Source organism: Burkholderia sp. Bp8994, from assembly GCF_003853805.1.
GTDB lineage: Bacteria > Pseudomonadota > Gammaproteobacteria > Burkholderiales > Burkholderiaceae > Burkholderia.
The window spans coordinates 17,248-44,224 of the sequence record NZ_QTQH01000003.1; the positions used below are offsets into that span (position 1 = coordinate 17,248).

Consider the following 26,977-nt stretch of genomic DNA (forward strand, 5'->3'; position numbering starts at 1 on the left):
AAATCGAAAGGTGAGCCGATACGGGAGCAAGTTTCGCACGTGTCGAGCACAGGCGAAAATCTGTGAATCCGCGCATCCCGCGACACGTCTGGACGAGTCCGAAACGCTGTAAATCCGGACCGGTGAGGGTTTTCGGGAGAGGGTTGGGGTGAGTGCCGTTTCACACGCGCACTTCACCCGCTATGGTGAGCATGTCGTTCTGGACGCACATCACCACAGGCGCTATCCTTCCGTGAAACTTCTCCTCCGACCCGACGCATGGCCACGAAGCGCGCCAAGAAAACCGATGTGGATGTGGTGAGTGCCAGTTCAGCCGAATTGCGTAAGGCCGTCGAGGCGATCGCAATTCAGCCGAAGAGCGGCAAGATCACGCTCCTGACCCGCAAGCTGTTCAACGTCCTGCTCGCCGTCGCGCAGCAGGCCGACGACTCGGGCGATACGTATCGCGCGCTGCTGTCGGATATCGTCGCCAACTCCGCCTTCGATTCGAACGACACCGCGCTGGTGAAGGAACACCTGCGCCGCATGGTGTCGGTCCAGGTTGAATGGAGCACGGGGACGTCGAGCCAGAAGCCGGGCCGCAAGTGGGGGATCTCGACGCTGATCGCCGATGCCGAAATTCTCGAGGATCCGGCTACCCGCCGCGTGTGGGTCGAATTCTCGTTCGCACCGAAGATCAAGAAGAAGCTGCTCGACCCGGTCCAGTACGCGCGTCTGAGCCTGCAGTTCCAGAGCCAGCTGCGCAGCAGCGCCGGTCTCGCGCTCTACGAGATCTGCGTGCGCTACCTGACGAACCCGAGCCACCTGACGATGCGCGAGCCGTGGGAATGGTGGCGGCCGATCCTGTCGGGCACGCCTGATACCGAAGCCGGCGACGAGGCGAAGCGCGAGTACAAGTACTTCAAGCGCGACTACCTGCGTCCGGCGATCGCCGAGGTCAATGCGGTCACCAATATCTTCGTCGAACTGATCGAACATCGCGAAGGGCGCCGGGTCGCGGAGATCCAGTTCCGTGTGACCGAGCGCAAGCAGCCGATGCTCGCGCTCGACGAGCATCCGAACGTGTTCGACAGCACGCTGGTCGACCGGATGGTGAAGCTCGGGATTCCGCTCAAGGAAGCGCAGACGCTCTACGCGGACAGCGAGGAAAACCGGATTCGCGCCGCGCTGCAGATGACCGAGCAACGGATGCGCAGCACGACGCTGCCGCCGGTGCGCAGCGCGCCCGCGTTGTTCAAGGATGCGCTGAAGAAGGGTTATGCGCCGCCGGTCGAGTCCGTCGACGCGCTGCCGTCGGGCGCGCCTGCCGCGAAGGTCGTCGCGGCGCAGCCGGACGATCTGAAGGCGCGTCTGTTGAGCGAATTCGCGGCGTTCCGCCGCAAGGAAGCGAAGGTGCTGTACGAGGAGCAGGGCGACGCGGAGCGCGAAGTGGCGCGCGAGTCGTTCGAGTCGGAAGTGCTGCCGACGATGGGCTCGCACCTGCGTGACGACTGGCGCAAGCGCGGCCTCGATTCGAAGCTGGCCGAGACGGCGTTTTTCGACTGGCTGGCTCAGAAGACCTGGGGCGAGCCGACCGACGGCGACCTGCTGTCGTTCACCCTGAATCAATCGCGGGCCGCCTGAGGCCTGTTCAGGCCCCTCTGACGGGCCGCCGCCGGCCGCCCGCCCAACCGGCGGGCCCGGCGCATCGCCAGGCCCTGCCGGCCGTTTCCATCAGTCCGACAACAGCATCCGCTCGAGCTGCTCGAGGATCGCGTCGCGCTTGTCCTTCGGGAGGCCGCGCAGGCGCAGTTCGATGCGGTCTTCGCCATACGACTTCAGGTCGCCGACCGACTTGCCGCCGAGCTTGATCTCGAGACGCTGCGCATAGCGCTGGCGGCCCGCCGGCTTCGGCGTTTCCTGCGCCGCGACGCGGCCCTTGACGATGTCCGACACCTGACGCGTGCTGAGATCGTCGGACACGATCTTGTTGATCAGGCGCAGCGTCGCCTCGGTGCCGCGCGCGTTGTGGTAACGGCCGACCTGATACGCCATGTTCGAACCGAAACGATCGGGACGCGCGACCATCTCCTGCATCACGCTTTCCGGCAGCTTGCCGATCGACAGCGCGACCGCGACCGTCGACTCGTCGAGGCCGAGATGCTCGGACAGTTCCTTCTGACTCAGGAAGTGCTTGTCGTCGAGGAAGCGGCGCCATACGACGGCGTTGTCGAACACCGTCTGCGAATCGCGTTGCACGTTCAGGTCGTAGCCGAGCTTGTAGCTCTGGATCCCGATCGGCACGTCGATCACGATCGCCTTTACCGACTCCTTGTTCGCTTCCTTCAGCGCGCGCACGCGGCGGCCGCCATCGCTGACGAAATACGAACCCGGATTGTCATAGTCCGGAATCACGTGGATCGCCTGCTGCTGCCCCTGCTTCGCGAGGTTGACCGCGAGTTCGGCAATCGACGACTTCAGATAGAAGTGCCGCGGGTTGAACGGACTATGCTTGATCGCCTTCAACGGCAGTTCGATTACCTGGCCGGGCGCATAGCGGTTCTCGAGGCGCCACGCGCGATATTGCGGCGACTCGTCGATCGACGGATCGAGCAGGACGTCCGGAGACGGTGGCGGCGTGATGTCCTTCTTGGCGGACTTCGTCGGGACCGGCGTGGCCGTCTCGGATTTGACGATGCCGTCGATGGCATTCAGCCGATCAAGCGCCGTGCGCTTCTCGCTCGTCGTGATATCCGGGCGCGCTTGGAATCCTTTTGCAAATTGGGAGGGTTTCATGTGACTCCTTTATGCGCATAAAGTCAGGGCAGCATGGCGACGATTTCGTCGGCACATGCGCGAATTTCCGCGGCGGCCAGCTTGGCGCCGCGATCGTTCATCTGCAGCACGGTCTGACCGAGCGCCATTGCCTGCTTATACGCTTCCCGGGTCGGGATTTGCGTCTTCAGCAACGGGAAGCCGAGCTCCTCGAGCGCACGCTTAAGCTCGCGGGTCAGCATGCGCTTCTCTTCGGTCTTGTTCAGCAGGAAGACGGCACGGAGGTCTTCGTTCATCACCTGCGCCTGCTGGATCAGCTTGACCAGCCCGACGCTCGACCAGTAATCGGCTGGCGACGACGAAGTCGGAATCACGGCGATCGATGCGGCCAGCAGCACGACGCCGGAGACTTTCTCGGTGATCGACGGCGGGCAATCGACGACGATGATGTCGTAGTCGTTGATGAACTTCTTGATCTCGCGATGGATCTGGCCGCCGGCTTCGGCGAGATTGACGACCGGGAACGGGATGCCGGCGTCGCTGTCACCGGATGCGCTCGACCAGTGAACCAGTGTGTTTTGACCGTCGGCGTCGATGACGAGGACGCGCTTCCCTTTCTCATGGAATGCCGCGCCGAGGTGCATGGCAATCGTGCTTTTGCCGACGCCACCTTTTTGTTGAGTGACTGCAATGATTTCCGCGGCCAATTTTCACTCCTGTTTTTGGTCGTTGGAATTCTACAGGACGATATTTATATTTCAATGAAATTGTCGTTTGCCAACTACGCGTTAACCATTCGGGCTATCGGTTTATGCGCATAAACGAATGGGGACGCTGGCTGACTGCAGCGGATGGCGGCGAGATTGCTGCGGTGGATGATGAGCGGATGGATCGTCGTGACGACAGGCGTTTCTGCCCCCTCGTTCGAGAAGCTGATCGGCGCAATGTGTTGGCGCCTGCCCCGTCGATAGCCGAACGCGCGGGGCCTTGGTGACGGAGGAGTTTGTGCGCATAAACTTCGGCGGTGCTGGAGAGCATCTGCGAGTCGTCGTCCTCGCTTGAGCACGAGCCTGGATGACGAACGCGGCGCGACCCAGGCCGGCGCGATACTCACGCCGTGTGCCGTGTGCCGTGTGCCGTGCGCAGCGTGCAGCGTGCAGCGTGCAGCGTGCAGCGTGCAGCGTGCAGCGTGCAGTGGCGAAGCGGTGAAGCGGTGAAGCGGTGAAGCGGTGAAGCGGTGAAGCGGTGAAGCGGTGAAGCGCTGGCCGCCCCCAGCGTTTATGCGCATAAACCATCGAGAGGCTCGGCCGCGATCGGCGGCCCCACGTCGGCAAGCGCGCATTAATACGTCCCGCGACAATGCCCCGGACGGACGCGATCGCGTATCGCCCCGCTGATCGTTCGAGGCATCGAAGTGTCCGGGCCAGTCGCGATATCAGTGGACCTCCCCACCTCGCGAAGCGATAGCTTTATGCGCATAAACTCGGCGACGCATAAACCGTGCGGGTGGCCCTCGCGTCGGAACCTGCAACACGCCAGAGCGATGCGTCGTTGTTCATCTGCGCTCCCCGCCGTAGACGGCCTTGGCGATGGTCCATACAACGCACTTTATGCGCATAAAGGCATCACGCGCTCTGCACGCGCGTCAGCGCGAACGATTCCTCCCCGCACGCCGCACCGTACTCCAACTCCCCTTTCGCCCGCGCGCCGGTCCCCGCCGAAACGCACGCAACCAGACTGGCTACAATACGTGCCTTTCCTATCCAGGTCCGAATGATGATCACGATCTACCACAACCCCCGCTGCTCGAAGTCCCGCGAGACGCTCGCACTGGTCGAGACGTTGAACACCGCCGGCACGCAGGTGAATGTCGTCGAGTATCTGAAGACGCCGCCGACGGTCGAGGAACTGGAAGCGTTGCATCGTCAGCTCGGGCGCCCGGTGCGCGACATGCTTCGCGACGGCGAAGAGCCGTACAAGACGCTGGATCTTGCCCGTGCGAGTCTGACCGACGCGGAGGCCTATGAAGCGATTGCGGCTCATCCTATTCTGTTGCAGCGTCCGATCGTCGTGTATCGAGGCAAGGCGGCCATCGGTCGTCCGCCCGAGTCGGTGCGCGCGCTGTTCGAATAATTGTTGTTCGGCGTATTTTTCTTATCGCATCATCCCGGCGCGAGCGCGCCGGGATGATGCGGCTGAATTCGCGGGCCGCAACCGACCACCGTGGCTATGCTGCCGATGGTCATCAAATGAGCCGCGCGTCGCGGAAATCACGAGACGCATCGGATCGACCGGTTGAATTCGAGTAGCACAACCGTCCACCGTGGCTGCCCTGCCAGCAGTCATCGATGGAACCACTCGTAGCAGCAATCACGAGACGCGTCGGATCGCTCGACTGAATTCGAATATCACAACCGTCCACCGTGGCTACGCTCCCAGCCGTCATCAAATGAACCGCTCGTAGCAGAAATCACAAGGCAGCAACTCAGCCCTGCCGGTCGCCCGACGACTCATCCCGATCGCCACCCGCTTCATCCCCCGTCCCCCGTCCTGCCGCCGCATGCGCTGCCGTCCGCAGCAGCGCGATCTGCCCGCGATACACGCGGCATCCGCCGCAAGTCGGCAGATGCACATGCACCTGCATGCGCTCATGAAGCGTCAAGGACCGGTCGAGCGCATCCGACAGCAGTCGCGTCACGTCCCTACATTTCCCCGGCAGCATCTTCGGTCGTCATTCCTTTTTCGCTGAGGCAGGTGCGCAGGCGCGTGCGCGCCCGATACAGCAACACGCTGCAATGATTCGTCGTCAACGTCAGTTCGCTGCAGATGTCGGCAATCTCGACGTCGAGGAATTCGCGCATCATGAACACGCGCCCGATGTGTTCCGGCAAGTGGTCGAGGCAGACCTGGAACAGCATCCAGAACTGCTGTTGCTGCAATAGCGTTTCGGGGCGCGGCCACGGCCGCGGCTTCGTGTGCGGCGCCCAATGCCCGTTTTCCTTGAAGAGTTCGCGATCGAGCGCGGATTCGCCGTCGAGTTCCGCATCGAGCGCGGACAGGCTCACCGTCCGCTGCCGCGCGCGCAGGATGTCGATCAGCTTGTTGCGCAGGATGCCGAACACCCAGGTCTTGTGGGCGGACCGTCCCGCGAACTCGCCCGCATGCGACCACGCGGCGGTCAGCGCTTCCTGCACGGCATCCTCGGCCGCATCGGTGTCGCGGAGCTGGAGTCGCGCGAAGCGCAGCAGGTCGCGCCGCAGTTGCGCGAGATAGGCAGGATCGTCGTACGCGGACAGCATGGCAGGTCGGGAGCCTTACGAAGCGAAAGCGCTCGCGTGCGCGCCACCGGGCGGGCGCATCGCGGTGTGCGAGCAGCTTACTGGGCGAGACGCTGCGCTGCAACGCATGTTCCGTCGCGAATTCACGAAGCCGGCTGGCGCGCTGCGCTATGCTTGCCGAAGCCCGGCGTCGCGCGCCGCGAAATCGCGACGCGGGCGGTCTGTAACATCAGACCATGACGGTCAAGTTATCCACAATTTCTGTGGAAAACCTTGTGGAAAGTCGGCCGGTCGGCCCCGTGGGACGGCTCGCGGGCTGGCTTGCCTATAAACAGACCTTTGTCGCCTGTCCAGAATCAATCGACCCGATTCCTTACTCACCGGAAGGAGAAAGCCATGTCCTATCGTGTTGCAGTCGTCGTCGGCAGCCTGCGTCGCGGTTCCTGGAACCGCGCGCTCGCGCAAGCCGTGATCTCGCTCGCCCCCGCCGATTTCTCGTTCGAATTCGTCGAGATCGGCGAACTGCCGCTCTACAGCCAGGACTACGACGCGGACTTTCCGGAAGTCGCGAAGCGCTTCAAGCAGTCGATCGAGGCGGCCGACGCGCTGCTGTTCGTGACGCCCGAGTACAACCGCTCGATCCCGGGCGTGCTGAAGAACGCGCTCGACTGGGGCTCGCGCCCGTGGGGGCACAACTCGTGGTCCGGCAAGCCGGGTGCGGTACTCGGCACGTCACCGGGTGCGACCGGTACCGCGCTCGCGCAGCAGCACCTGCGCAACGTGCTTGCGTATCTCGACGTGAAGACGCTCGGCCAGCCGGAAATGTTCATCAAGCACGACCCGGCGCGTATCGACGACGAGGGCCAGATCGTCAGCGAAGACACCCGCAAGTTCCTGCAGGGTTTCGTCGACCGCTACGTCGACTGGGTGCGCGTGCTGAAGGCGGCCTGATCGCCGTTTCCTTGTCGCCGCCGGCACCGGCCCGCATGCCGCGGGTCAGGCGCCGGCGTGCCGTGCGTCGCGCGCTTCGCGGATGCCGAGCAGGATCTCGTCGAGCAGCGCGATGTCGAACGGCTTCGACAGCACGCGCACGTCGACGGTACGCGTGCGGTCGAGTTCCTCCGCGTAACCCGTGACGAGGATCACGGGCAGCTTCCCCGGCCGCTTGTCGATCGCTTCGGCGAGATCGATGCCGTTCAGGCGGCCCGGCATGTGGATATCCGAGATCACCAGGTCGAATGCGTCGTTCGCGGCCGCGCCTTCGATCAGGCGCAGTGCGTCGTCGGCGGTGGGCGCATAGGTGACGCGGTGCCCGAGCAGCGTGAGCAGCGCCTCGGTGCCGGCCGCGACTTCGCTGTTGTCCTCGACCAGCAGCACGTGCAGGCCGGCAAGCCCGCCCGCGTCGTGCACGGCGGCCTGCGGTCGCGCGACGATGTCCTCGACGCGTGCGCGCGGCAGGTAGAGGCGCACCGAGGTCCCGGCGCCGACCGCGCTGTCGATCGTCGCGAGTCCGCCCGAGCGCTCGCAGAACGCGAACACCTGCGGCAGCCCGAGCCCCGTTCCCATCCCCTGCGCCTTCGTCGTGAAGAGCGGCTCGAACGCGCGCGCGAGCACGTCGGGCGGCATGCCCGAGCCCGTATCGTCGAGCGAGATCTGCACGAAGTCGCCGGTCAGCGGAAAGCCGTCCTCGCGGCGCAGCGTCACGTTGCGCGCGCCGACGGTGAAGCGGCCGCCGACCGTCATCGCATCGCGCGCGTTGACGGCGAGATTGATCACCGCGAGCTCGAGCTCCGCGACATCGACCCGGATCGGCCATACGCCGGGCTCGATCGCGACGACCAGCAGCGATTTCGAACCGAGCGACGTCTTCAGCAGTTCGCGGCACGTGCCGAGCCATTGACCGACGTCGATTGTCTCGCTGTGCAGCGGCTGCTTGCGCGCGACGCCGAGCAACTGGCGCGTGAGCGACTGGCCGTTCTTCAGCGCGCGTTCGATCGCGCCGAGTTCCTTGTCGAGATGCTGGACGCCGCGTCGCCGCGCGATCTGCACGTTGCTCGAGATGATCATCAGCAGATTGTTGAAGTCGTGCGCGACGCTGCCGACCAGGTTGCCGAGCGCCTGCATCTTGCGCGACTGCCGGTACGCGGATTCGATCGAGCGTCGCATCGACGCTTCGGCCTGCCAGCGGTCCCAGGCCTCCTCTTCCGCCTTCAGCCGCTTCAGCGACAGCCAGATCACCGACCACAGCGCGATCGACGGCGCGAACATCGAGATGAACAGCACGCTCAGGTGTTCGTACCATTCACGCCAGATCGCCGACGTGCGGTACGCGCAGGTCACGTACACGGGGTAGCTGCCGACCTGGCGGTACGCGACGATCTCGCTGCTGGCGCCGTCGTGGCGCACCCGCACGACGCCCGCGCGCGGATCGCTTTGCGCGTTGCCGAAGGTGGTCGTGAGATCGGTGTGCGCGAGCGACGGCGGCGGCGGATACGACGCGATCACCGCGCCGTCGGAACGCGCGAGCGCCATCGTCATCGGGGTGGCCGCGCCGCCGAGCAGGTCGCGGTAGAACGCGTTGAAATACGACGACTTCAGCGCGATCGACACCATGCCGGCGAACGAACCGTCGCTATGGCGTCGCGCGACGCCCGTGTTGAACACGGGGATGTTCTCGAGCTTGAGCGGCCCCATCATCAGCTTCGAGATGTGTTCGATCACGCGGCCGTCGCGGATGCCGGCGAAGTCGTCGCGGTTCGCGATCGACGCATAGGGCGCCGGATAGTAGAGGCTGTTGGCGAGCAGCATCCCGCTCGCACCGAAGATCGACACCGCGGCCACCTGCGGATAGCCGCCGCCGATCGTATTCAGCGCTTCGTGGATGTCGGATTCGTGGCGGCGCACGGTGGCGTCGTCCATGTCCTGCACGAGGTCGACGATGCGCGCATCGAGCGTCTCGCTCAGGTCGAACACCTTGAGCGCATGTTCCTCGGCGACGCGCACGGTGCGCATCGTCACGTCGCTCGCCGCGGCTTCGCGGGCCTTCAGGTCGTTGTACGCCATGACCGACACGTAGATGCACGGCAGCACGATCGCCGCGACCAGCAGCACGATCAGCGTCACGCGCCGGACCGCGAAATCGTGCTCGGGCGCGCCGGACGCATAGTTGCCGTCGTCCTGCCAGTCGTCGGCGGGCGGTGCGGTGTGCGTGCGGGAGTCGGCGGGACGTTCGGACGTCATCGAAGAAAGCGGGTGAAGCGGAGGTGTTCCATCATAAACGAGTTGCGCACGTGCGCCGTACCGCCGCACCGATGTGCAACCTGGTGATTCCGACAGGGGCACGGTGAAAGTTTGAAAACGCTATGAATCCGGCAGCGCAAACGTACACAAAGAAAAATTTTGCGTGCTTATCTCGAAAATGGTCGCGGCTGTTTTCGGAATGCCGGGCGAATGAAGCGATTTTGTTCGAAATGGTGAAAATGGCGAGTTGCACCGCCTTCGGTTTACTCAGAGAATCGCGCCTTGCTTTCCCCATGACAGATATATGCGCCCGCCGGCGTTTGCGGCGCGGTGTGTCGCGTGCCTCGCGCCGCGGCGCCCGCGCGCGGCCGCACGGCGGTGGCCGCGCTTGATCGCATGGCGCCTAAAGAAGCGCGCCGCGCGGTCGTTAACGCGAGAGAGACCATTCCGTATACCGCTTCGCCGCCATGCCTTTGCCGATCGTGATCGCCGACGACTCCTTGCTCGCTCGCAAACTTCTGACAAAGGCACTGCCGGGAGACTGGGACGTCGACGTCGCGTATGCGGCGAATGGTCGCGAGGCCCTGGCGCTCTATCGTGACGGCAAGGCTTCCGTGATGTTTCTGGACCTGACGATGCCCGACATGAACGGCTATCAGGTGCTCGAGACACTGCGCCACGAAGACCTGAACACGTTCGTGATCGTGGTATCCGCCGATATCCAGCCGCAGGCGCAAGCACGCGTGCGCGAGTTGGGCGCGATCGCATTCGTTGCCAAGCCCGTGACGTCGGAGGCGTTGCTGCCCATTCTCAAGGAGTATGGGTTGTATGCCTGAATCGGTGTTCACGGCGGAGCAACGCGACGCGTTGCAGGAAATCGCCAACCTCGCGATGGGCCGTGCCGCCGCACGGCTCGCGCTGCTGCTCGGGCACTTCATCGAGCTGTCGGTACCGCGCGTGCGCGTCGTGAAGGCCGCCGATGCGGGCGACGCGCTGCGCGAGATGACGGGCATCCACGAAAACGTGACGGCCGTGCGCCAGGGATTCCGTTCCGACATCAAGGGCGAGGCGATCGTGCTGTGCCGCAGCGCGGGCGTCGCGCGGCTCATGTCGCTGATGGAGCGCACGTTCGGCGACGGCGTGTATGCCGGCATGGCCACGCAGGACGAACTCGTGTTCGATGTCTCGAACGTGCTGATGAGCGCATGCGTCGCGTCGATCCTCGACGAGCTCGGCCGCAAGCCCGTGTTTTTCCCGCCGGGGCTGCTCGGCGCGAACGTGTCGTTCGACGACGTGTTCCAGCCGACCGCGCTGGCCTGGAGCGTCGCGCTGCTGCTCGAAGTGAACTTCGGTCTCGAGGATCACGCGTTCCGCGCACATTTCGTGATGCTGATGGCCGAGGACTCGATCCGGCTGATGGGCGAAGCGCTCGACGCGTTGCTGTCCGCGCTATGAACGCGACCGCCGCCGCCACCGCCACTGCCGCGTCGTTGAGCGATCTCGTGATCGAACGGGTGGGCTTCGGCCTGTTCGTGCTCGACCGCGCGATGACCGTGCTGATGTGGAATCGCTTCATGCAGGACCACAGCGGCATCCCGGCCGCCGAGGTGATCGGCCGCAACCTGTTCGACTGCTTTCCGGCGCTGCCGCGCGCGTGGCTCGAGCGCAAGCTCGAGAGCGTGTTCCAGCTCGGCAGCTTCGCGTTCAGCTCTTGGGAGCAGCGGCCCTACCTGTTTCGCTTCGAGCACGACCGGCCGATCACGGGCGGCGTCGACTACATGCAGCAGGATTGCACGTTCATGCCGCTCACGCGCGGCCGCGAAGTGGAGGCCGTGTGCGTGACGATCTCGGACGTCACGCACGTGAGCGTGATGCAGCGCGAGCGCGAGGAGGCGGTCGCGAAGCTGCGCGAGCATGCGAATCTCGACGGCCTCACCGGCATCGCGAACCGGCGCTTCTTCGAGGCGCGGCTCAGTGACGAGTTCGCGCGCTGGCAGCGCTACGGCGGCGACCTGTCGGTGCTGCTGTTCGACCTCGACCACTTCAAGACGATCAACGACCGGTTCGGGCATGCGGCCGGCGATGCGGTATTGCGCGAGACGGCGCGCCGCGTCGCGTCGATCGTGCGCGCGCAGGATACGTTCGGCCGTTTCGGCGGCGAGGAATTCGCGCTGCTGCTGCCGTGCACGAATCTCGACGAAGCGATGCGGGTAGCGGACAAGGTGCGCTACGCGATCGGCAGCACGCCAGTCGACGCGGAAGGCGTCAGCGTGCCGGTGACGGCGAGCGTCGGCGGCGCGTGCGCGACGGCCGGCGCGCTGGCGTGCGACGTGCTCGTCAACGAGGCCGATACCGCGCTCTATCGCGCGAAGCGGCTCGGGCGCGACCGGTCGATCGCATACGCGTAAGCGCGGCGCGGCCGCAGCGCGGTTACCTGCGGCGTACCGCACACCGCACACCGCACACCGCACACCGCACACCGCGCGTGCCGCGCCTCCGTCAGCTTTTCGCGATATCCGCCAGCACGCCGGCCAGCACGGCCGGCTGCGACACGAACGGCGAATGGCTGCTGTCGAGCTGGTGCACGTGCGTCGGCTTGCCGGGCACGAACGCGTCGGCTTCGTCGATGAAGCGCTGCTGCAGCGCGGGCAGGATCACGCGATCGGCCAGGCACTTGATGTAATGACGATCGATCGCGCCCCAGCGTGCGACGGTCGTCGGGATCGCGGTCGCGAACGGCGCGGCCGGCACGTCGCAGGTCATCAGGTTCGCCACCGCCTCGAAGTCGGCCTGCGGCACGTCGTCATACAGTGCGCGCTTCACGAGCCCGCGATACGCGGCATCGCCGCTGTGCGGATCGATCCGCAGCGCGCCCGCGACGCGCGGGCTCGCGAGCATCAGCGGGCCCAGCATTTCGCCCTTGTTCTCGGGTGCGCGCACGTAGTCGAGGCCCGGCACGCCCGACGCGGGCATGAACGCCGCGAGATAGACGATCTTCGCGATCTTCTCCGGCGCACGCTCCGCCGCGGCCGTGATCGCGAGGCCGCCCATGCTGTGCCCGACGAGCACGACCTTGCCGCGGCCGAGCGCATACGCGTCGTCGACGGCCTGCATCACCTGCGTCGCGTAATCGTCGAGCGTGGTGTTCGCGACCGGCGACGGCTCGGCGCCGAAGGCGTCCTTGTCGAGCGGCCGTTCGAGATAGGATGCGGGAAAGTGGGCGTTGATGCCGTGCGCGGGCAGGTCGCGCGCGATCGACAGGTAGCCGCGCGCGGCCAGCGCGGCCGCGACGTGCGCGTAGCACCACGCACCGTGCCACGCGCCGTGCACCAGCACGAAAACGGGATGGTCGGATGGCGCGGTGGCGGTTACGTTCGTCTCCATGGTGTCCGTGTTTTTTGAGAAAGATGTTCATCTTAGACGAAGCCGCGTCGACGAAGCTGCGCGCCCCGGCATGAACGCACGGCCCGGGCGTGCGCGGGCGCGCACCGGCTCTCGCGATGCGGCGCTTTTGTCTCGTACAGGCCACATTTCGTCTTGATCTGATTTGAATTTGCGCCGAAGCGCGCTAATTTGACGCTTTGCTCCCGATTGCGCCCCATGAACGTCGATTACCTCTTCTACCGGCGGCCGGACAAACCCGGCCCCTATTCCCTCGACGACCTGGGCGAGACCGCGCCGCCGATCGGCCCGAGCGACATGGTGCGCGCGGGGATCGCGCGCGTATTCGAGCAGATCGACTGGCAGGAATCGCCCGACGTGCCGGGCGCGTGGTTCGGCACCGGCGGCCCGTCGTTCCAGTTCACGGCGGAGCCCGACGGGCGCGTGACGAGCTTCATGGGCTCGCGGCTCGAACGCCGCTCGATGCTGCAGCTGACCCGCGAAATGGGGCTCATCGCGCTCGACCTGCAGCGCGACATCGTCTACGGCTGACGGGCGGCGCGGCGCCGCTCCCCGCCGCGGCCGGTCTCCCAAGCCCCGCGCGGGCCCCCGGGCGCGGCGGTGTCCGCCATCGAACGTCAAAGATTGCTATACTTTCGCCCAATTCCGGCTTCCGGCCGGTAATTTGTGCCTGTCTGCGTCGATCGTTCGCATATCTCGCACGCATTTGACGCCCTGACCAACCCAGCCGGGCATGGCTTCTTCAATCGCCCCGCGTGGGTGTCTCCGTGGAGCTCGTCTTGGCCGTTTCCAATCTCGTCGTGGACGAACAAGAAACCGACGCCGCTGCCGTCACATCGGGCAGTTCTTTCTATCTGGCGATGCGCATCCTGCCGGCCGTGCAGCGCGACGCGATGTTCCAGGTCTATGCATTCTGCCGTGCGGTGGACGACATCGCCGACAGCGACCTGCCGCGCGCCGAGCGCAACGCGGGCCTCGATCGCTGGCGCGCGGACATCGATGCGTGCTTCGCCGGCCAGCCGCCGCGCCATCTGGTCGCGCTCGAGCGCGAGATCCGCGCGTTCGACCTGAAGCGCGAGGACTTCCACGCGATGATCGACGGGATGGCGATGGACGCCGCCGAGGACATCTGTGCGCCGGACGAACCGACGCTCGACCTGTTCTGCGATCGCGTGGCGAGCGCGGCCGGCCGGCTGTCGGTGAGGATTTTCGGGATCCCGGAGGCGGCAGGCATCAAGCTGTCGCACCACCTCGGCCGCGCGTTGCAGCTGACGAACATCCTGCGCGACATCGACGACGACGCGGCGATCAACCGCTGCTACCTGCCGCGCGAGCTGCTCGCGCGCGAAGGCATCGCGATCACCGATCCGGCGACGATCGTGCGCGATCCGGCGCTGCCGCGCGTATGCGCGACGCTCGTCGAGCGCGCGCTCGAGCACTTCCGCGAAGCGGACGCCGTGATGGATACGTGCACGCGTGCGCAGGTGAAGGCGCCGCGCATCATGTCGGGCGCGTATCGCTGCATCCTGGAGGCCGCGATCGCGCGCGGCTTCGCCGCCCCGCGCGCGCCGCTGCGCAAGCCGAAGGCGCGCATGCTGATGATCGCCGCGCGCTACGCGCTGTTCTGAGCCGATGCCCAGAACCGTCCACGTGATCGGTGCAGGACTCGCGGGGCTGTCGGCCGCCGTCGAGCTGCAACGCCGCGGGCGGCGCATCGTGCTGCACGACGCGCATGCGCATGCGGGCGGCCGCTGCCGCTCATGGTTCGACGGCGTGCTGAACACGACGCTGGACAGCGGGCTGCATCAGGTATTCGCGGGGCAATCCGCGACCCAGCGCTACCTGCGCGCGATCGGCGCGGCCGATCGGCTCACGGGGCCCGCGCTGCCTGAATGTCCGGTGGTCGACGTCGCGTCGCAGCAGCGCTGGACGCTGCGTTTCGGCAACGGGCGCTGGCCGTCGTGGCTGTTCGACGCCGCATCGCGCGCGCCGGGCACCACGCCGCTCGATTATCTTGCGCTGGCCTCGCTCGCGTTCGCGCGCACCGGCCGCTCACTCGCACAGACGATGCGCTGCGACGGCGTGCTGTGGGACCGTTGGCTGCGGCCGTATTTCCTCGGGGTGCTGAACGTCGAGCCGCGCCACGCGAGCGCCGAACTCGCGCGCGCGGCGCTGTGCGGCACGTTTGCCGCGGGCGGCCCCGGATGGCGCCCGCTCGTCGCGCGCCACGGGCTCGGCAGCGCATTCGTCGAACCGGCGCTGCGGATGCTGCAGCACGGCGGCGCGCAGATCCGGCTGAATTCGCGGCTCGATGCGTTCGAATTCGGCGCGCACGGCAACGCGGTCGATGCGGTCGCGATCGGCGGCGAGCGCGTCGATCTCGCACCGGGCGACGCGGTCGTGCTGGCCGTGCCGCCCGAGGTCGCGCAGCCGCTCGTCCCGGATCTCACCGCGCCCGACACGTTCAGTGCGGTCGTGACCGCGTATTTCGCGGTCGATACACCGGCCGACGGCCCGCTGCAGACGACCGTCGTCAACGGCGTCGTCGACGCGGTGCGCACCGGCGGCGGTCCGCTCGCGGCGACCATCCGCGACGCGGGCCGCTGGCTCGACATGCCGCGCGATGCGCTCGCGCGGCGCATCTGGGAAGACGTCGCGCGCGTGACCGGCGCGAACCCGGAAACCATGCCGGCGTGGCAGCTCGTGGTCGAGCCGCGCGCGGGGTTTGCGGCGGTGCCGTCGCAGGAAATGAAACGTCCGGCCGTGCGTACGCGCTGGACCAATCTCGTGCTGGCGGGCGACTGGATTGCCACCGGCTTGCCCGCCACGATCGAGGGCGCGATCCGTTCCGGCCAGCTGGCCGCGGACGTGCTCCAGACACAGTAAGCAACAGAGGGACCGATGAACGATCTCACCGAAATGGCCACCCTGTCCGCCGGCACCGTGCCGGCCGGGCTCGACGCGGCCGTCGCCGGCGCGACCGACGCGCTGCTGGCCGCGCAGAACGCGGACGGACACTGGGTCTACGAACTCGAGGCCGATTCGACGATTCCCGCCGAATACGTGCTGCTCGTCCACTATCTCGGCGAGACGCCGAATCTCGAGCTCGAACGGAAGATCGGCAAGTATCTGCGCCGCATCCAGCAGGCCGACGGCGGCTGGCCGCTGTTCACCGACGGCGCGCCGAACATCAGCGCGAGCGTGAAGGCGTATTTCGCGCTGAAGGTGATCGGCGACGACGAGAACGCCGAGCACATGCAGCGTGCGCGCCGTGCGATCCATGCGATGGGCGGCGCCGAGATGTCGAACGTGTTCACGCGCATCCAGCTCGCGCTGTACGGTGCGATTCCGTGGCGCGCGGTGCCGATGATGCCGGTCGAGATCATGCTGCTGCCGCAGTGGTTCCCGTTCCACCTGTCGAAGGTGTCGTACTGGGCGCGGACCGTGATCGTGCCGCTGCTGGTGCTGAACGCGAAGCGCCCGATCGCAAAGAACCCGCGCGGCGTGCGCATCGACGAGCTGTTCATCGACCCGCCCGTCAACGCCGGCCTGCTGCCGCGCCAGGGCCACCAGAGCCCCGGCTGGTTCGCGTTCTTCCGCGTGGTTGACCATGCGCTGCGCGCGGTCGACGGCCTGTTCCCGAACTACACGCGCGAACGCGCGATCCGCCAGGCCGTGTCGTTCATCGACGAGCGCCTGAACGGCGAGGACGGCCTCGGCGCGATCTATCCGGCGATGGCCAACGCGGTGATGATGTACGACGTGCTCGGCTATGCGGAAGATCATCCGAACCGCGCGATCGCGCGCAAGGCGCTCGAGAAACTGCTCGTCGTGCACGAGGACGAAGCGTATTGCCAGCCGTGCCTGTCGCCGGTGTGGGACACGTCGCTCGTCGCGCATGCGCTGCTCGAAACCGGTGACGCGCGTGCCGAGGAAGCCGTGCTGCGCGGCCTCGACTGGCTGCGCCCGCTGCAGATCCTCGACGTGCGCGGCGACTGGATCTCGCGCCGGCCGCACGTGCGGCCCGGCGGCTGGGCGTTCCAGTACGCGAACGCGCACTACCCTGACGTCGACGACACGGCTGTGGTCGTGATGGCGATGGACCGCGCGCAGAAGCTCAGGCAGACGGACACGTATCGCGACTCGATGGCGCGCGCGCGCGAATGGGTCGTCGGCATGCAGAGCAGCGACGGCGGCTGGGGCGCGTTCGAACCGGAAAACACGCAGTACTACCTGAACAACATTCCGTTCTCCGATCACGGTGCGCTGCTCGATCCGCCGACCGCCGACGTGTCGGGCCGCTGCCTGTCGATGCTGTCGCAGCTCGGCGAGACGCCGCTGAACAGCGAGCCGGCCCGTCGCGCGCTCGACTACATGCTGAAGGAGCAGGAGCCGGACGGCAGCTGGTACGGCCGCTGGGGGATGAACTACGTGTACGGCACGTGGACGGCCCTGTGCTCGCTGAACGCGGCCGGCCTGACGCCGGACGATCCGCGCATGAAGCGCGGCGCGCAGTGGCTGCTGTCGATCCAGAACAAGGACGGCGGCTGGGGCGAGGACGGCGACAGCTACAAGCTGAATTACCGCGGTTTCGAGCAGGCGCCGAGCACCGCGTCGCAGACGGCCTGGGCGTTGCTCGGCCTGATGGCGGCCGGCGAGGTGAACAACCCGGCCGTTGCACGCGGCGTCGACTACCTGATCGCTCAGCAGAACGAAGAAGGCCTGTGGGACGAGACGCGCTTCACGGCAACCGGCTTCCCGCGCGTGTTCTATCTGCGCTATCACGGCTATCGCAAGTTCTTCCCGCTGTGGGCGCTCGCGCGCTATCGCAACCTGAAGCGCGCCAACGCGACGCGCGTGACGGTCGGGATGTAACGCGTGGCGCCGACGCAGCACAACGGCACGTTGCCCGTCATCGCCGTCACGGGGATGGCGTTCGAGGCGCGCATCGCGCGCGGTCAGGGCGTCGAGGCCGTGTTTGCCGCGCGGGCCGACCGCCTTGAGCGTGCGCTGGCCGAGGCGACCGCGCGCGGTTGCGCGGGCATCGTGAGCTTCGGCACGGCAGGCGGGCTCGCGCCCGATCTCGCACCCGGCGCGCTCGTGATCGCGGACGCGATCGACGGGCCGTTCGGCCGCGTGCAGACCGATCCGGGCTGGAGCGCGCGGCTCGTCGCCGCACTGCACGACACGCCGGTATGGGCACGCGTCACGCGCGGCACGATGGCGGCGGTCGGCGCGCCGGTGGTCAGCGAACAGGAAAAGACGTCGCTGCATCGCGCGAAGGGCGCGCTCGCCGTCGACATGGAATCGCATATCGCCGCGGCCTTCGCGGCGTCGCGCGGCGTACCGTTCGCGGTGTGCCGCGCGATCGTCGACCCGGCGTGGCGCACGCTGCCGCGCGCGGCGACGGCCGGCCTGCGCGACGACGGCAGCACGGCCATCCTGCCGATCCTGCGCGAACTGCTGAAGCAGCCGTCGCAGCTCGGCCCGCTGCTGCAGGTCGCGGGCGACGCGCGCGCGGCACGCACGACGCTGATCCAGGCGCGGCACGCATTCGAGCGTGCGGGCGCGATGCGGATCGTCTGAGCGGCGTTCGCCGCTTCTCCTCTCCCCCTTCCGTTCCCGTTTTCCGGACGCACAAAAAAAGCGCGCTGCGTGATGCAGCGCGCTTCGGCTTGTCGGCGGGTTCCGTGCCGCGTTACTGCGCGGCCGGTGCGCTCGCGGGCAGGGTCGGCATCGCTGGCGCGATCGGCGCGCCGTTGGAGGCCGGCGCCGTCGTCGCCCCGCTCGGCGCCGCCACGGGCGCAGCGGCCGAGGCCGCGGCAGGCGCGCTCGCGGGCATCGCGCCGTCCGCACCCGGATCGTCGTACTGCGGCAAGCCCGGCGCCGCCGGCGCGTTGTTCGGCGCGCCGCCCGACTCGCCCGGATCCTCGTAGTTCGGCAAGCCCGGCACGGCCGGCGTGGCCGCCGGCACCGCCCCCGCTTCACCCGGCTCCGTGTAGTTCGGCGGCGCGGCCGACGCCGACTGGCCGTGATACGTCAGCGACTTGCGCTGCTGCAGATACGCATCGCGGACGAACGAGTACGGATCGAGTGCCGCCTGCTTCAGCAGATCGGTCGCGCCGAGCAGATCCGAACGCGCGCTGATGAATTGCGCGATGTACATCGGATTGCGCACGGCCGGCTCGATGTAGTTGAGCAGGTTGAAGCGGACGTCCACCGCGCGGCCGACGCCGTCGCGGATCGTGCTCGGCCCGAACACGGGCAGCACGAGGTACGGGCCGGACGGCATGCCCCAGCGCGCCATCGTCAGCCCGAAATCCTGGTGATGCTTCGGCAGCCCGGCCGGCGTCGCGATGTCGATCAGGCCGGCGACGCCGAACACCGAGTTCATCGCCACGCGCATCAGGTCCTGCGTTGCATCGGTGATGCGCAGCTGCAACAGGTTGTTCGCCATGTTGCCGAGATCGCCGAGGTTCGAGAAGAAATTGCTGATCGCGGTACGCACGGGCGTCGGCGTGATCTTCTGGTAACCCTTCGCGATCGGCACGGCGATGTTCGTGTCGACCGTGTCGTTGAACTTGTACATCGCCCGGTTCATCGGCTCGAGCGGGTCGTTGGGGTTGCGGTTCGGGCCCGTCGCGCAGCCGCTCAGCACTGCGCTGGCAGCGACGGTCGCCGCAATGATTCGCACCTTATTCATTGTTTCCTTGCAATTGGTTCTTGGCGCGTTTGACGCGCGGTTTGCCCATCAGGACGGGCTGAAACACCACGGCGCCGATCAGGGTGCAGGTCAACGCCAGCGCGAGCAGCTTGCCCATGCTCGACGTGCCCGGATGATGCGACAGCCACAGGCTGCCGAAGGCGGTTGCGGTCGTCGCGGCGCTGAACAGCACCGCGTGCGTGAGGCTCGAATGCAGCAGGCCCGTCTGGCCTGCGCGCCACGCCATCACGAAGTACACCTTGAACGCGACGCCGACGCCGAGCATCAGCGGCAGCGCGATGATGTTCGCGAAGTTCAGCGACATGCCGAGCACGACGCACATCTCGAGCGTGACGAGCCCCGACACGAGCAGCGGCACCAGCGTGCGCAGCACGTCGCCGAAGCGGCGCAGCGTGATCCACAGCAGGATCGTGATCGAGAGGATCGACCACAGCGCCGCGTGCAGGAACGCGTTGATGATCGTGTCGGCCGAATGCAGGATCGAGATCGGCCCGCCGGTCGCGCCGGGTTCCGCCGCCTTCACCGTCTTCGCGAAGCGGCGCAGCATCGTGTCGTCGTTCGGGTCGACGCCCTTCGGCACCTTCGGCGAAATCTGCACGAGCGCGTGGCCGTCCGGCGCGACCCAGTCGCGCACGATCTGCGGCGGCAGCGATTCGCGCGTGATGTCCTGCGGTTGCAGCAGCGTCGCGAGCTGGTTGAGCGCGATGCGCAGCGTGTCGGAGAACGCGCGTTCGGCGCGATCGCGCGCCGCGCTGTCGGCGGCGGCCAGCTTCGCGAGCGACGCCGACAGATGCTGCGCGGCGGCGGCACCGGGGCCCGGGTGATCTTCCGCCGCGTAGCTGAGCAGGTCCGACACGCGCTTGAGCGCGGCGACGCGCTGCGCATCGGTCGCGGCCGGCGCGGCCGGCTGCGTCAGCGCGGGCAGCAGCTCGCTCGCGGCCGCGGCGATCGCCGCGCGCTTGGCCGGCTGGTCGGCCGGCACGAAGGTCGTGAGCGTCGTCGTGCGGCCGACTTCCGGCAGCGCGTCGAGGCGCTTCGCGGCCGCGTCGGCCTCGGCGAGCGACGGCGCGAGCAGCGTGACGTCGTTGACGGCCGCTTCGGGCGAATCCTTCAGCGCGAGCAGCGTCGCCATCGATTCGCTGTTCGGATCCTTCAGGTGCAGCGGGTTGAAATCGAAGTGCAGGAACGCGAGCAGCGGCAGCGCGCCGATCACGACCGCGAGCGTGCCGATCAGGATCGGCTTGCGATGGCGATCGAGGAAGTCGTCGACGGGGGCGAGCCACGGAAAGCCCGGCGTCTTCGATTCGCCCGGCGGCGCGAACAGGCGCAGCAGCGCGGGCAGCAGCGTGAGCGTGGTCAGCAGCGCGACGAACATCCCGACGCCCGCGATCAGGCCGAGCTCGGACACGCCGCGATAGGCCGTGGGAATGAACGAGAAGAAGCTCGCCGCAACCGCCGCGGTGGCGAGCGCGAGCGGCATGCCCATCGAGTGCGCGGCGCCGACCAGCGCGTGATCGATGCGCGGATCGCGGAAGCGTTCCTCGCGGTACTTCACGCCGTACTGAATCGAGAAGTCGACGCCGAGGCCGACGAACAGCACCATGAACGCGACCGAGATCATGTTCAGCGAACCGACCATCGCGAGGCCGAGCGCGGCCGTCACGACGAGGCCGACGAACAGCGTGACGAGCACCGAGCCGATCATCCGCTTCGAGCGCAGCGCGAGCCACAGGATCACGAGCACGGCGAGCAGCGTGAGCACGCCGTTGAGCGCGGCGCCGTCTTGCACCGACGCGAATTCGTCGTCGGCGAGCGGCTGTTCGCCGGTCAGGCGCACGACCGCGCCGTAGCGTTGCTCGATGCCGAGCGCTTTCGCCGTGTCGCGGATCACCCGGGTCGTTTCGGCACCGGCCTTCAGCGCGCCATAGTCGACGACCGGCTGCACCGTGACGAACGCGCGTGCCGGCTGGCGTGCGGCATCGCTGTCGACCAGCCCGCGCCACGAGAACGCGGCGGGCCTGCCGGCCAGCACGTCGTCGACCGTCGCGGCGCTGCGCGCGAGCAGCTTCGCCATCGCGGGCAGCTTCACCTGGCCGGTCAGGAGCGGCTGGCCGAGCGTGGTGGACAGCGTGGTCGCGAGCCCGGTCAGGCTCGGGTTCTTCGCGAGTTCGTTGACGAGCGGCCGCGCGCTCGCGAGCTGCGACGTCGTATCCGACACTTCCTGCGGCGACAGGAACAGCAGCCCGTTGTGCTCGAAGAACGGGCCGCCGCCGGGTTGGGCGACCTGGCCGATGCGGCCGGCGTCGGCCTGCTTGCGCAGGGCTTCGGTGAGCGTGTGCGCGGCGGCCGTCGCGAATTCGGGGGCCGGTGCCTCGACTACCGCGAGGATCGTGCCGTTGCGTTGCGGGAAGGCCTTGTCGACGGCCTGGCCGAGCGCGGCCCACTGCGGTTCCGCGTCGACGAGCTTGCTGATGTCCGTGTTGATCTTGAAGTGCTGCGCGACGTAGACGCCGCTGAAGACGGCGATGACGAGCGACAGCACGACGACCCAGACGGGGCGGCGTACCGACAATGCGACGAGTCGGACGATGAGAGAAGTCACCATGTGGCGGTGGGGAGGGGCTGGCAAGGACAAGGCAAAGAGTATACCGGCGCCACGTGACGTCGGTCGCCACGTTGGAGCGTAAAGGGGCGGGAAGGATATTTGCTGCGCCGGGAGGGAATCGCCGCGAATCGTCGGACGAATGGGCGGCGGAAATTGACATAATCGGCACCGATCGCGCAGCGGCCGGCACCCTGTGACAAAAGGGGCTGAAAGGTAACAGTCGGTCACCGCACGGCAGGCGGGCCGCCGGGCCGCTATACTTCGACCCACCGGCCGATGCGATCGATGCAATCCGCCGTCCGTTTTTTTCACCGAGTGCGAATATCCGTATGAAACGTCATCTGTTTGCTTTCGTCGCGGCGGCCGCCGTGTCGGTTTCCGCTTTCGCGCAGAGCGCGCCGGTCGACATCGTCCGTAATGCGGTCGAAGGCACCGTCAACGCGATGAAGGCCGATCCGGGTGCGCGCGGCGGCGACATGGCAAAAGTCACGCAAGTCGTCGAGCAGCGCTTCCTGCCCGCGACGAACTTCGAGCGCACGACCCGCATCGCGGTCGGCGATGCCTGGAAGCAGGCGACGCCGCAACAGCAGCAGGAGCTGTACAAGCAGTTCAAGCTGCTGATGACGCGTACCTATGCCGCGTCGCTCGCGCAGCTCGGCAGCCAGGACGCGAAGTTCTCGTTCAAGGCCGGCGGCGCGTCGGGTGCCGATGCGCTGGTGCAGTCGACGGTCACGACGCCGGGCGACAGCCAGTCGGTCGGCTACCGTCTCGGCAAGGTCGGCAGCGACTGGAAGATCTACGACATCGACATGTCGGGTGCGTGGCTGATCCAGGTCTACCAAGGGCAGTTCAAGAGCCAGCTCGCGTCGGGCGGGATCGACGGCCTGATCGCGTATCTGCAGAAGCACAATTCGCGGACGAATTGAGCGTCGCTGCGCGCAGTCTGGATTTTGGATGAGTGAAAGGCGCCTCCGGGCGCCTTTTTCGTTCGTGGTCAGTCGAGCGGTCGAGCGGTGATTCCACTGCGCGATGCCGACTCGGCGAATCACATGCGAAGCGAGAAAAAACAGCATCGTAGAGCTGATCAATGTGACCGACGCGCAGAGTGCCTTTTGCGGCGCCGCACGTCGCCGCCCTACCGCCGCCGATGCTCGACCGCGAACTTGATCAGCTCCGCCTGCCCTTCGATCTCGAGCTTGCGCTTCAGGTTGAGCCGATGCGTTTCCACCGTGCGGACCGACAGCCCCGTCTGCTGCGCGATCTGCTTGCTCGACAGCCCCTCGGCCAGTGCATCGAGGATGTCGCGCTCGCGCGGCGTCAACCGGTCGAGGGGCGACGCGGTCGCGCTCGCCTGGATCATCCGCGCGGCGAGCCCTTCGCTGAAGAACGTCTGCCCGGCCAGCACCGAGCCGATCGCGCGCACGATCTCGCTCGCGGGCGAATCCTTCAGCAGGTAGCCGCTCGCGCCGGCGCGCACGGCCTGCGTCACGTATTCGATGTTGTCGTGCATCGACAGCATGAGCACGCGAATCCCCGGAAAGCGCTCGTGGAACACGCCGGCGAGCGTGATGCCGTTCATCCCGTTCATGCCGACGTCCATCAGCGCGAGGTCGGGCTCGAGCGACGCGGCGAGCGCAAGCGCCTCGTCCGCGTTGCCGGCTTCGCCGACCACCGACAGGTCGGCCGCCTCGAGCCGCATCCGCAGGCCGTCGCGCACCAGCGGATGATCGTCGACCAGCAGCAGTCGGGCAGCGGGCCGGGCGGTGTCGGGGGCACTCATGGGCAAGGTCTCCGGTTATGGGGATCGTGTTCAGGCGGCGCGCAGCGGCACGCGCGCGGCTACGACGGTGTGGCCGACCTGCGACGTGATCGTCAGCATGCCGCCCAGCGCGTCGAGCCGCTCGCGCATGTTGCGCAGCCCGATGCCGCGGCGCGCGTCGGTCTGCGTACGCTCGGCGTCGAAGCCGCAGCCGTTGTCGGCGATGGTCAGCGTGACGGCATGCGCGCCGACGTCGAGCGTGACGGCCGCGCGCGATGCCTGCGCATGATGCACGATGTTGCTGAGCGCTTCCTGCGCGATCCGGAACAGCGCCGTGTTGACCGGCGCGGGCAGCGGCCGCGCGCCGCTGTGCGCCACCTGCGTATAGCCGATGTCGATGCCGCTTTCCGCGCCGAGCTCGCGCACGAGCTGCTCGAGCGCGGCGGCGAGGCCGAGATCGTCGAGCATCGCCGGGCGCAGCGCGTGTGAGATGCGGCGCACTTCGCGCAGCGTGTCGCCGAGCCGCCCGACGCCCGATGCGAGCGCCTGCTCGGCCTCAGGCATGCGCGCGGTGCCGCGCTCGAAGCGCGCGAGCGCGGATTCGAGCATCAGCTTCGCGGACACCATCATCTGGCTGATCCCGTCATGCAGCTCGCGCGACAGCCGCTCGCGCTCCTGCTCCTGCGATTCGACGACGCGCTGCGCGAGCTGCTTGAGCTTCGCGTCGGCGCTGCGCGACTCGCTGACGTTCAGCACCAGCGCACAGACGGCGATCGCCGCCGCGCCGGTCAGCGCGATCGCGGTGAGCCAGCTCATCGTGCGCTCGATGTTCGCGGACGCGCGCGCGTCGATGCGCTGCAGCGCGGTGTCGACATCGTCGAGATAGATGCCGGTGCCGACCATCCAGCCCCAGCGTTCGAGCGCGACGACGTAGCCGAGCTTCGGCGCGGGCTTGCCCGTCGACGGCCGCTGCCACGTGTAGCGCACGTAGCCGCCGCCGTGGGACGCGGCGCTGATCAGCTGCTGGATCGTCAGCGCGCCCTGCGGGTCGCGCATCGACCAGTAGTTGTGGCCGACGCGCTCGGGCTCGCGCGGATGCATCAGCGCATTGCCGTGCAGGTCGTATACGAAGAAATAGCCGTCGGGGCCGAAATCCATCTTCTGCAGCATCGCGAGCGCCTGCGTGCGCAGCAGTCCGTCGTCGCGCGCATTGCGGCCGCTCGCGTCGTACAGCGGCATGATCGCGCTCGTCGCGAGTTCGACGTAATGCTTCAGCTCGACTTCCTTGCTCGACAGGTAGGCGGCCTGGATCGTCGCGTGCTGCGTGCGCGCGAGCGACGTCGCCTGCTGGCGCACGCCGAAGCCGATGCCGGCGATCGCGAGCAGGAACGGCACGATGGCCAGAAGGAAAATCTTTGCCTTGAGTCTCATGGTGGTGTGAAGCGGGCGCGAGCCGGCGGGCGCGCGTGTCGCGCGGCGGCCGGGCGAGCCGACATTGTCGGCGATTTCGCCCGCGGCCGGCGCTGTGGCGGCCGGGCGGCCAGCCGTGGCTCAGGCGCGCCGCAGCGTGCGCTCGGCGGACGGGGCCGTCTGCACGACGACCTGGTTGCGCCCGCCTTCCTTCGCGCGGTACAGCGCGTCGTCGGCGAGCTTCAGTGCGGCCTGGATGCTGTCGTCGAGTTCCGGATAGCAGGTCGTCACACCGATGCTCGCGGTCAGGCGGTCCGACGCATCCGTGTCGTGCAGGATGCCGAGATCGAGGATGGCGGTGCGGATCGATTCGGCGATCGTCACGGCGCCGGGCGTGTCGACGTCCGGCAGCACCACGACGAACTCCTCGCCGCCGTAGCGCGCTGCATAGTCGGCCGGGCGGCGCAGGCATCCGGCGATGCAGCGGCCAACCGCGGCGAGCGCATCGTCGCCGGCCTGATGGCCTTGCGTGTCGTTGTAGCGCTTGAAGTGATCGACGTCGACGAACAGTAGCGACAGCGCGTGCTGCGAGCGCGCCGCGCGGCGCCATTCGCGCGCGAGCGTGACGTCGAGCATCCGGCGATTGTCGAGGCCCGTGAGGCCGTCGGTGCGCGCGAGCGCTTCCAGCTCGGTTTCCGCGCGGTGCCGCTTGCGCAGCTGGATGTCGAGCAGCATCGACAGGCCGACGAAGCCGAGCGCGAGCAAGGCCATCGCCGAGCCGATCGGGATCGCGCGGTCGTACCAGGCGGCGTAGGTGTCCGCCTCCGAGCGTGCGACCATGATGATCAGCGGCAGGTGGTCGAGGTGCCGGAACACGTACAGGCGCCGCACGCCGTCGATCGACGCGGTATCGGCGAAGCTCCCTTCGTTGGCGGTCATGAACCGGCGGAACGTGCTGGCCTTGCTGATGTTGCGGCCGACGATCGCCGGATCGTAAGGCTGGCGCGCGAGCATCAGGCCCTTCGTATTGATCAGCGCCATCGACCCGCGATCGCCGAGCGAGAGGCGCGAGAACAGGTCCTGGAAATATTCGAGCCGGATCGACATCACGGCGACGCCGCCGAACGACCCGTCGGGCCGCGTGATCCGCCGGCTGAGCGCAATGCTCGGCGAGCCGCCGCGCAATCGCGAACGGTACGGGTCGCTGACGTACAGGCCGACGTCCGGGTTGTCGCGGTGCACCGTGAAGTACGACTCGTTGCCGAAGTTGGCCTTGCGCGGCACGTCGCTCTTGCCGTCGACCGCGATGTCACCGTTCGAGTCGAGCACGTAGATGCCGCCGAGATACTTGGCCGTCGTCGCGCGATCGAACAGCACCTGGCGGCGCAGCGGCATCGGCAGCGCGAGGACCGCGGGATCGTTCTCGCCTTCGACGACCGCCTGCAGCGACAGCGCATAGAACTCGATGTTGCGCTCGATGTCCCACGACGCCATCAGCGCGATGTTCTGCTGGGTGGTGCGCGCGCGATCGCGTGCGTCGATCCGGCCTTCGTACAGCAGGATGCCGCACAGCAACAACAGGATCAGTGCGATCAGCAGCCCTGAATAGAAGATCAGGTGCGGCAGCAGGAACCGGCGCAATTGGGCGGCGACGCGGCTTGTCAGGCCGGATTCGCTGGGCATTGCGTAGTCGGTTTCTGCCATGGTCCGTGGATCGATGGGCATCGTCGCCGGGGCGGCGGGCCGATGCGATTGTTCGTATGATTTGCCGGCGATGATCCGGAATGCACCCCCCGGTGCGCATT

The 26,977-nt window shown here is 67.3% G+C and carries 23 protein-coding genes; 12 read left to right on the forward strand and 11 right to left on the reverse strand.

Going from position 1 to position 26,977, the window contains the following annotated elements:
* Nucleotides 1–258: 258 nt before the first annotated feature.
* On the forward strand, nt 259–1,623 hold the full coding sequence (locus DIE04_RS03595; protein ID WP_044848760.1) for a replication initiation protein: 1,365 nt from the start codon (nt 259–261) through the stop codon (nt 1,621–1,623).
* 90 nt (nt 1,624–1,713) lie between these two features.
* Here the strand turns inward: DIE04_RS03595 and DIE04_RS03600 are convergent, their stop codons facing one another.
* Nucleotides 1,714–2,775 (reverse strand): ParB/RepB/Spo0J family partition protein, encoded by a 1,062-nt coding sequence (locus DIE04_RS03600; RefSeq protein WP_124485972.1) that lies wholly within the window; start codon nt 2,773–2,775, stop codon nt 1,714–1,716.
* A 23-nt stretch (nt 2,776–2,798) separates the two neighbouring features.
* Nucleotides 2,799–3,461, reverse strand: coding sequence for a ParA family partition ATPase (parA, locus tag DIE04_RS03605; RefSeq protein ID WP_040138954.1), 663 nt, complete (start codon nt 3,459–3,461; stop codon nt 2,799–2,801).
* A 1,069-nt stretch (nt 3,462–4,530) separates the two neighbouring features.
* Here parA and arsC point away from each other — a divergent pair.
* On the forward strand, nt 4,531–4,887 hold the full coding sequence (arsC, locus tag DIE04_RS03610) for an arsenate reductase (glutaredoxin) (protein ID WP_044848770.1): 357 nt from the start codon (nt 4,531–4,533) through the stop codon (nt 4,885–4,887).
* Nucleotides 4,888–5,239: 352 nt separating this feature from the next.
* Here the strand turns inward: arsC and DIE04_RS03615 are convergent, their stop codons facing one another.
* Together DIE04_RS03615 and DIE04_RS03620 are read right to left on the reverse strand one after the other, a co-directional pair.
* Nucleotides 5,240–5,476 (reverse strand): zf-HC2 domain-containing protein, encoded by a 237-nt coding sequence (locus DIE04_RS03615; RefSeq protein WP_124520176.1) that lies wholly within the window; start codon nt 5,474–5,476, stop codon nt 5,240–5,242.
* Nucleotides 5,457–6,053, reverse strand: a complete 597-nt coding sequence (locus tag DIE04_RS03620) for an RNA polymerase factor sigma-70 (protein ID WP_124485974.1) — start codon at nt 6,051–6,053, stop codon at nt 5,457–5,459. Before DIE04_RS03620 ends, DIE04_RS03615 begins: the two co-directional genes overlap by 20 nt.
* A 375-nt stretch (nt 6,054–6,428) precedes the next feature.
* Here DIE04_RS03620 and DIE04_RS03625 point away from each other — a divergent pair, with 375 nt between their 5' ends.
* Complete coding sequence (locus tag DIE04_RS03625; RefSeq protein WP_044848764.1) at nt 6,429–6,983, forward strand: NADPH-dependent FMN reductase; 555 nt, start codon at nt 6,429–6,431, stop codon at nt 6,981–6,983.
* Between the two features lie 45 nt (nt 6,984–7,028).
* Here the strand turns inward: DIE04_RS03625 and DIE04_RS03630 are convergent, their stop codons facing one another.
* A complete protein-coding gene (locus DIE04_RS03630) occupies nt 7,029–9,272 on the reverse strand; it encodes a hybrid sensor histidine kinase/response regulator (RefSeq protein ID WP_124485975.1) in 2,244 nt (747 codons plus the stop codon).
* Between the two features lie 467 nt (nt 9,273–9,739).
* Between DIE04_RS03630 and DIE04_RS03640 the strand changes: the two genes are divergently transcribed.
* From DIE04_RS03640 to DIE04_RS03650, 3 genes are read left to right on the forward strand one after another with little or no spacing between them, the layout of a single operon-like run.
* On the forward strand, nt 9,740–10,108 hold the full coding sequence (locus tag DIE04_RS03640; RefSeq protein WP_040138947.1) for a response regulator: 369 nt from the start codon (nt 9,740–9,742) through the stop codon (nt 10,106–10,108).
* Complete coding sequence (locus DIE04_RS03645; protein WP_124520174.1) at nt 10,101–10,727, forward strand: chemotaxis protein CheC; 627 nt, start codon at nt 10,101–10,103, stop codon at nt 10,725–10,727. The genes DIE04_RS03640 and DIE04_RS03645 overlap by 8 nt, the downstream gene beginning before the upstream one ends.
* The gene (locus DIE04_RS03650) at nt 10,724–11,680 is read left to right on the forward strand and encodes a diguanylate cyclase (protein ID WP_124520172.1); all 957 of its coding nucleotides are present in this window, start codon (nt 10,724–10,726) and stop codon (nt 11,678–11,680) included. Before DIE04_RS03645 ends, DIE04_RS03650 begins: the two co-directional genes overlap by 4 nt.
* A 91-nt stretch (nt 11,681–11,771) precedes the next feature.
* Here DIE04_RS03650 and DIE04_RS03655 read toward each other — a convergent pair whose 3' ends face one another.
* Nucleotides 11,772–12,656, reverse strand: a complete 885-nt coding sequence (locus DIE04_RS03655) for an alpha/beta fold hydrolase (protein ID WP_124520170.1) — start codon at nt 12,654–12,656, stop codon at nt 11,772–11,774.
* A 216-nt stretch (nt 12,657–12,872) separates the two neighbouring features.
* Between DIE04_RS03655 and DIE04_RS03660 the strand changes: the two genes are divergently transcribed.
* The 5 genes from DIE04_RS03660 to DIE04_RS03680 all read left to right on the forward strand — a co-directional run bounded on the left by DIE04_RS03660 (nt 12,873) and on the right by DIE04_RS03680 (nt 18,260).
* Complete coding sequence (locus tag DIE04_RS03660) at nt 12,873–13,205, forward strand: hypothetical protein (RefSeq protein WP_044848863.1); 333 nt, start codon at nt 12,873–12,875, stop codon at nt 13,203–13,205.
* Nucleotides 13,206–13,453: 248 nt separating this feature from the next.
* Nucleotides 13,454–14,302, forward strand: a complete 849-nt coding sequence (gene hpnD / locus DIE04_RS03665; protein WP_044848864.1) for a presqualene diphosphate synthase HpnD — start codon at nt 13,454–13,456, stop codon at nt 14,300–14,302.
* A 4-nt stretch (nt 14,303–14,306) separates the two neighbouring features.
* Nucleotides 14,307–15,560 carry a hydroxysqualene dehydroxylase HpnE gene (hpnE, locus tag DIE04_RS03670; RefSeq protein WP_044848865.1) on the forward strand — a complete coding sequence of 418 codons (1,254 nt, stop codon included), beginning with the start codon at nt 14,307–14,309 and terminating at the stop codon, nt 15,558–15,560.
* 15 nt (nt 15,561–15,575) lie between these two features.
* Entirely contained in the window at nt 15,576–17,549 is a 1,974-nt protein-coding gene (gene shc, locus DIE04_RS03675) for a squalene--hopene cyclase (RefSeq protein ID WP_124485981.1), read from the forward strand.
* A gap of 3 nt (nt 17,550–17,552) precedes the next feature.
* Complete coding sequence (locus tag DIE04_RS03680; RefSeq protein ID WP_082088758.1) at nt 17,553–18,260, forward strand: phosphorylase; 708 nt, start codon at nt 17,553–17,555, stop codon at nt 18,258–18,260.
* Nucleotides 18,261–18,372: 112 nt separating this feature from the next.
* Here the strand turns inward: DIE04_RS03680 and DIE04_RS03685 are convergent, their stop codons facing one another.
* The gene (locus DIE04_RS03685; RefSeq protein ID WP_124485982.1) at nt 18,373–19,377 is read right to left on the reverse strand and encodes a VacJ family lipoprotein; all 1,005 of its coding nucleotides are present in this window, start codon (nt 19,375–19,377) and stop codon (nt 18,373–18,375) included.
* A complete protein-coding gene (locus tag DIE04_RS03690) occupies nt 19,370–22,003 on the reverse strand; it encodes an MMPL family transporter (RefSeq protein ID WP_124520168.1) in 2,634 nt (877 codons plus the stop codon). Before DIE04_RS03690 ends, DIE04_RS03685 begins: the two co-directional genes overlap by 8 nt.
* Before the next feature lie 329 nt (nt 22,004–22,332).
* Here DIE04_RS03690 and DIE04_RS03695 point away from each other — a divergent pair, with 329 nt between their 5' ends.
* Nucleotides 22,333–22,929 (forward strand): phospholipid-binding protein MlaC, encoded by a 597-nt coding sequence (locus tag DIE04_RS03695; protein ID WP_124485984.1) that lies wholly within the window; start codon nt 22,333–22,335, stop codon nt 22,927–22,929.
* Between the two features lie 209 nt (nt 22,930–23,138).
* Here DIE04_RS03695 and DIE04_RS03700 read toward each other — a convergent pair whose 3' ends face one another.
* From DIE04_RS03700 to DIE04_RS03710, 3 genes are all read right to left on the reverse strand, one after another.
* A complete protein-coding gene (locus DIE04_RS03700) occupies nt 23,139–23,783 on the reverse strand; it encodes a response regulator transcription factor (protein WP_044848871.1) in 645 nt (214 codons plus the stop codon).
* Between the two features lie 30 nt (nt 23,784–23,813).
* Nucleotides 23,814–25,193, reverse strand: coding sequence for a cache domain-containing protein (locus tag DIE04_RS03705; protein WP_124520166.1), 1,380 nt, complete (start codon nt 25,191–25,193; stop codon nt 23,814–23,816).
* A gap of 120 nt (nt 25,194–25,313) precedes the next feature.
* Nucleotides 25,314–26,876: a sensor domain-containing diguanylate cyclase gene (locus DIE04_RS03710; protein WP_124485985.1), complete on the reverse strand. Its 1,563-nt coding sequence runs from the start codon at nt 26,874–26,876 to the stop codon at nt 25,314–25,316.
* Nucleotides 26,877–26,977: the final 101 nt, after the last annotated feature.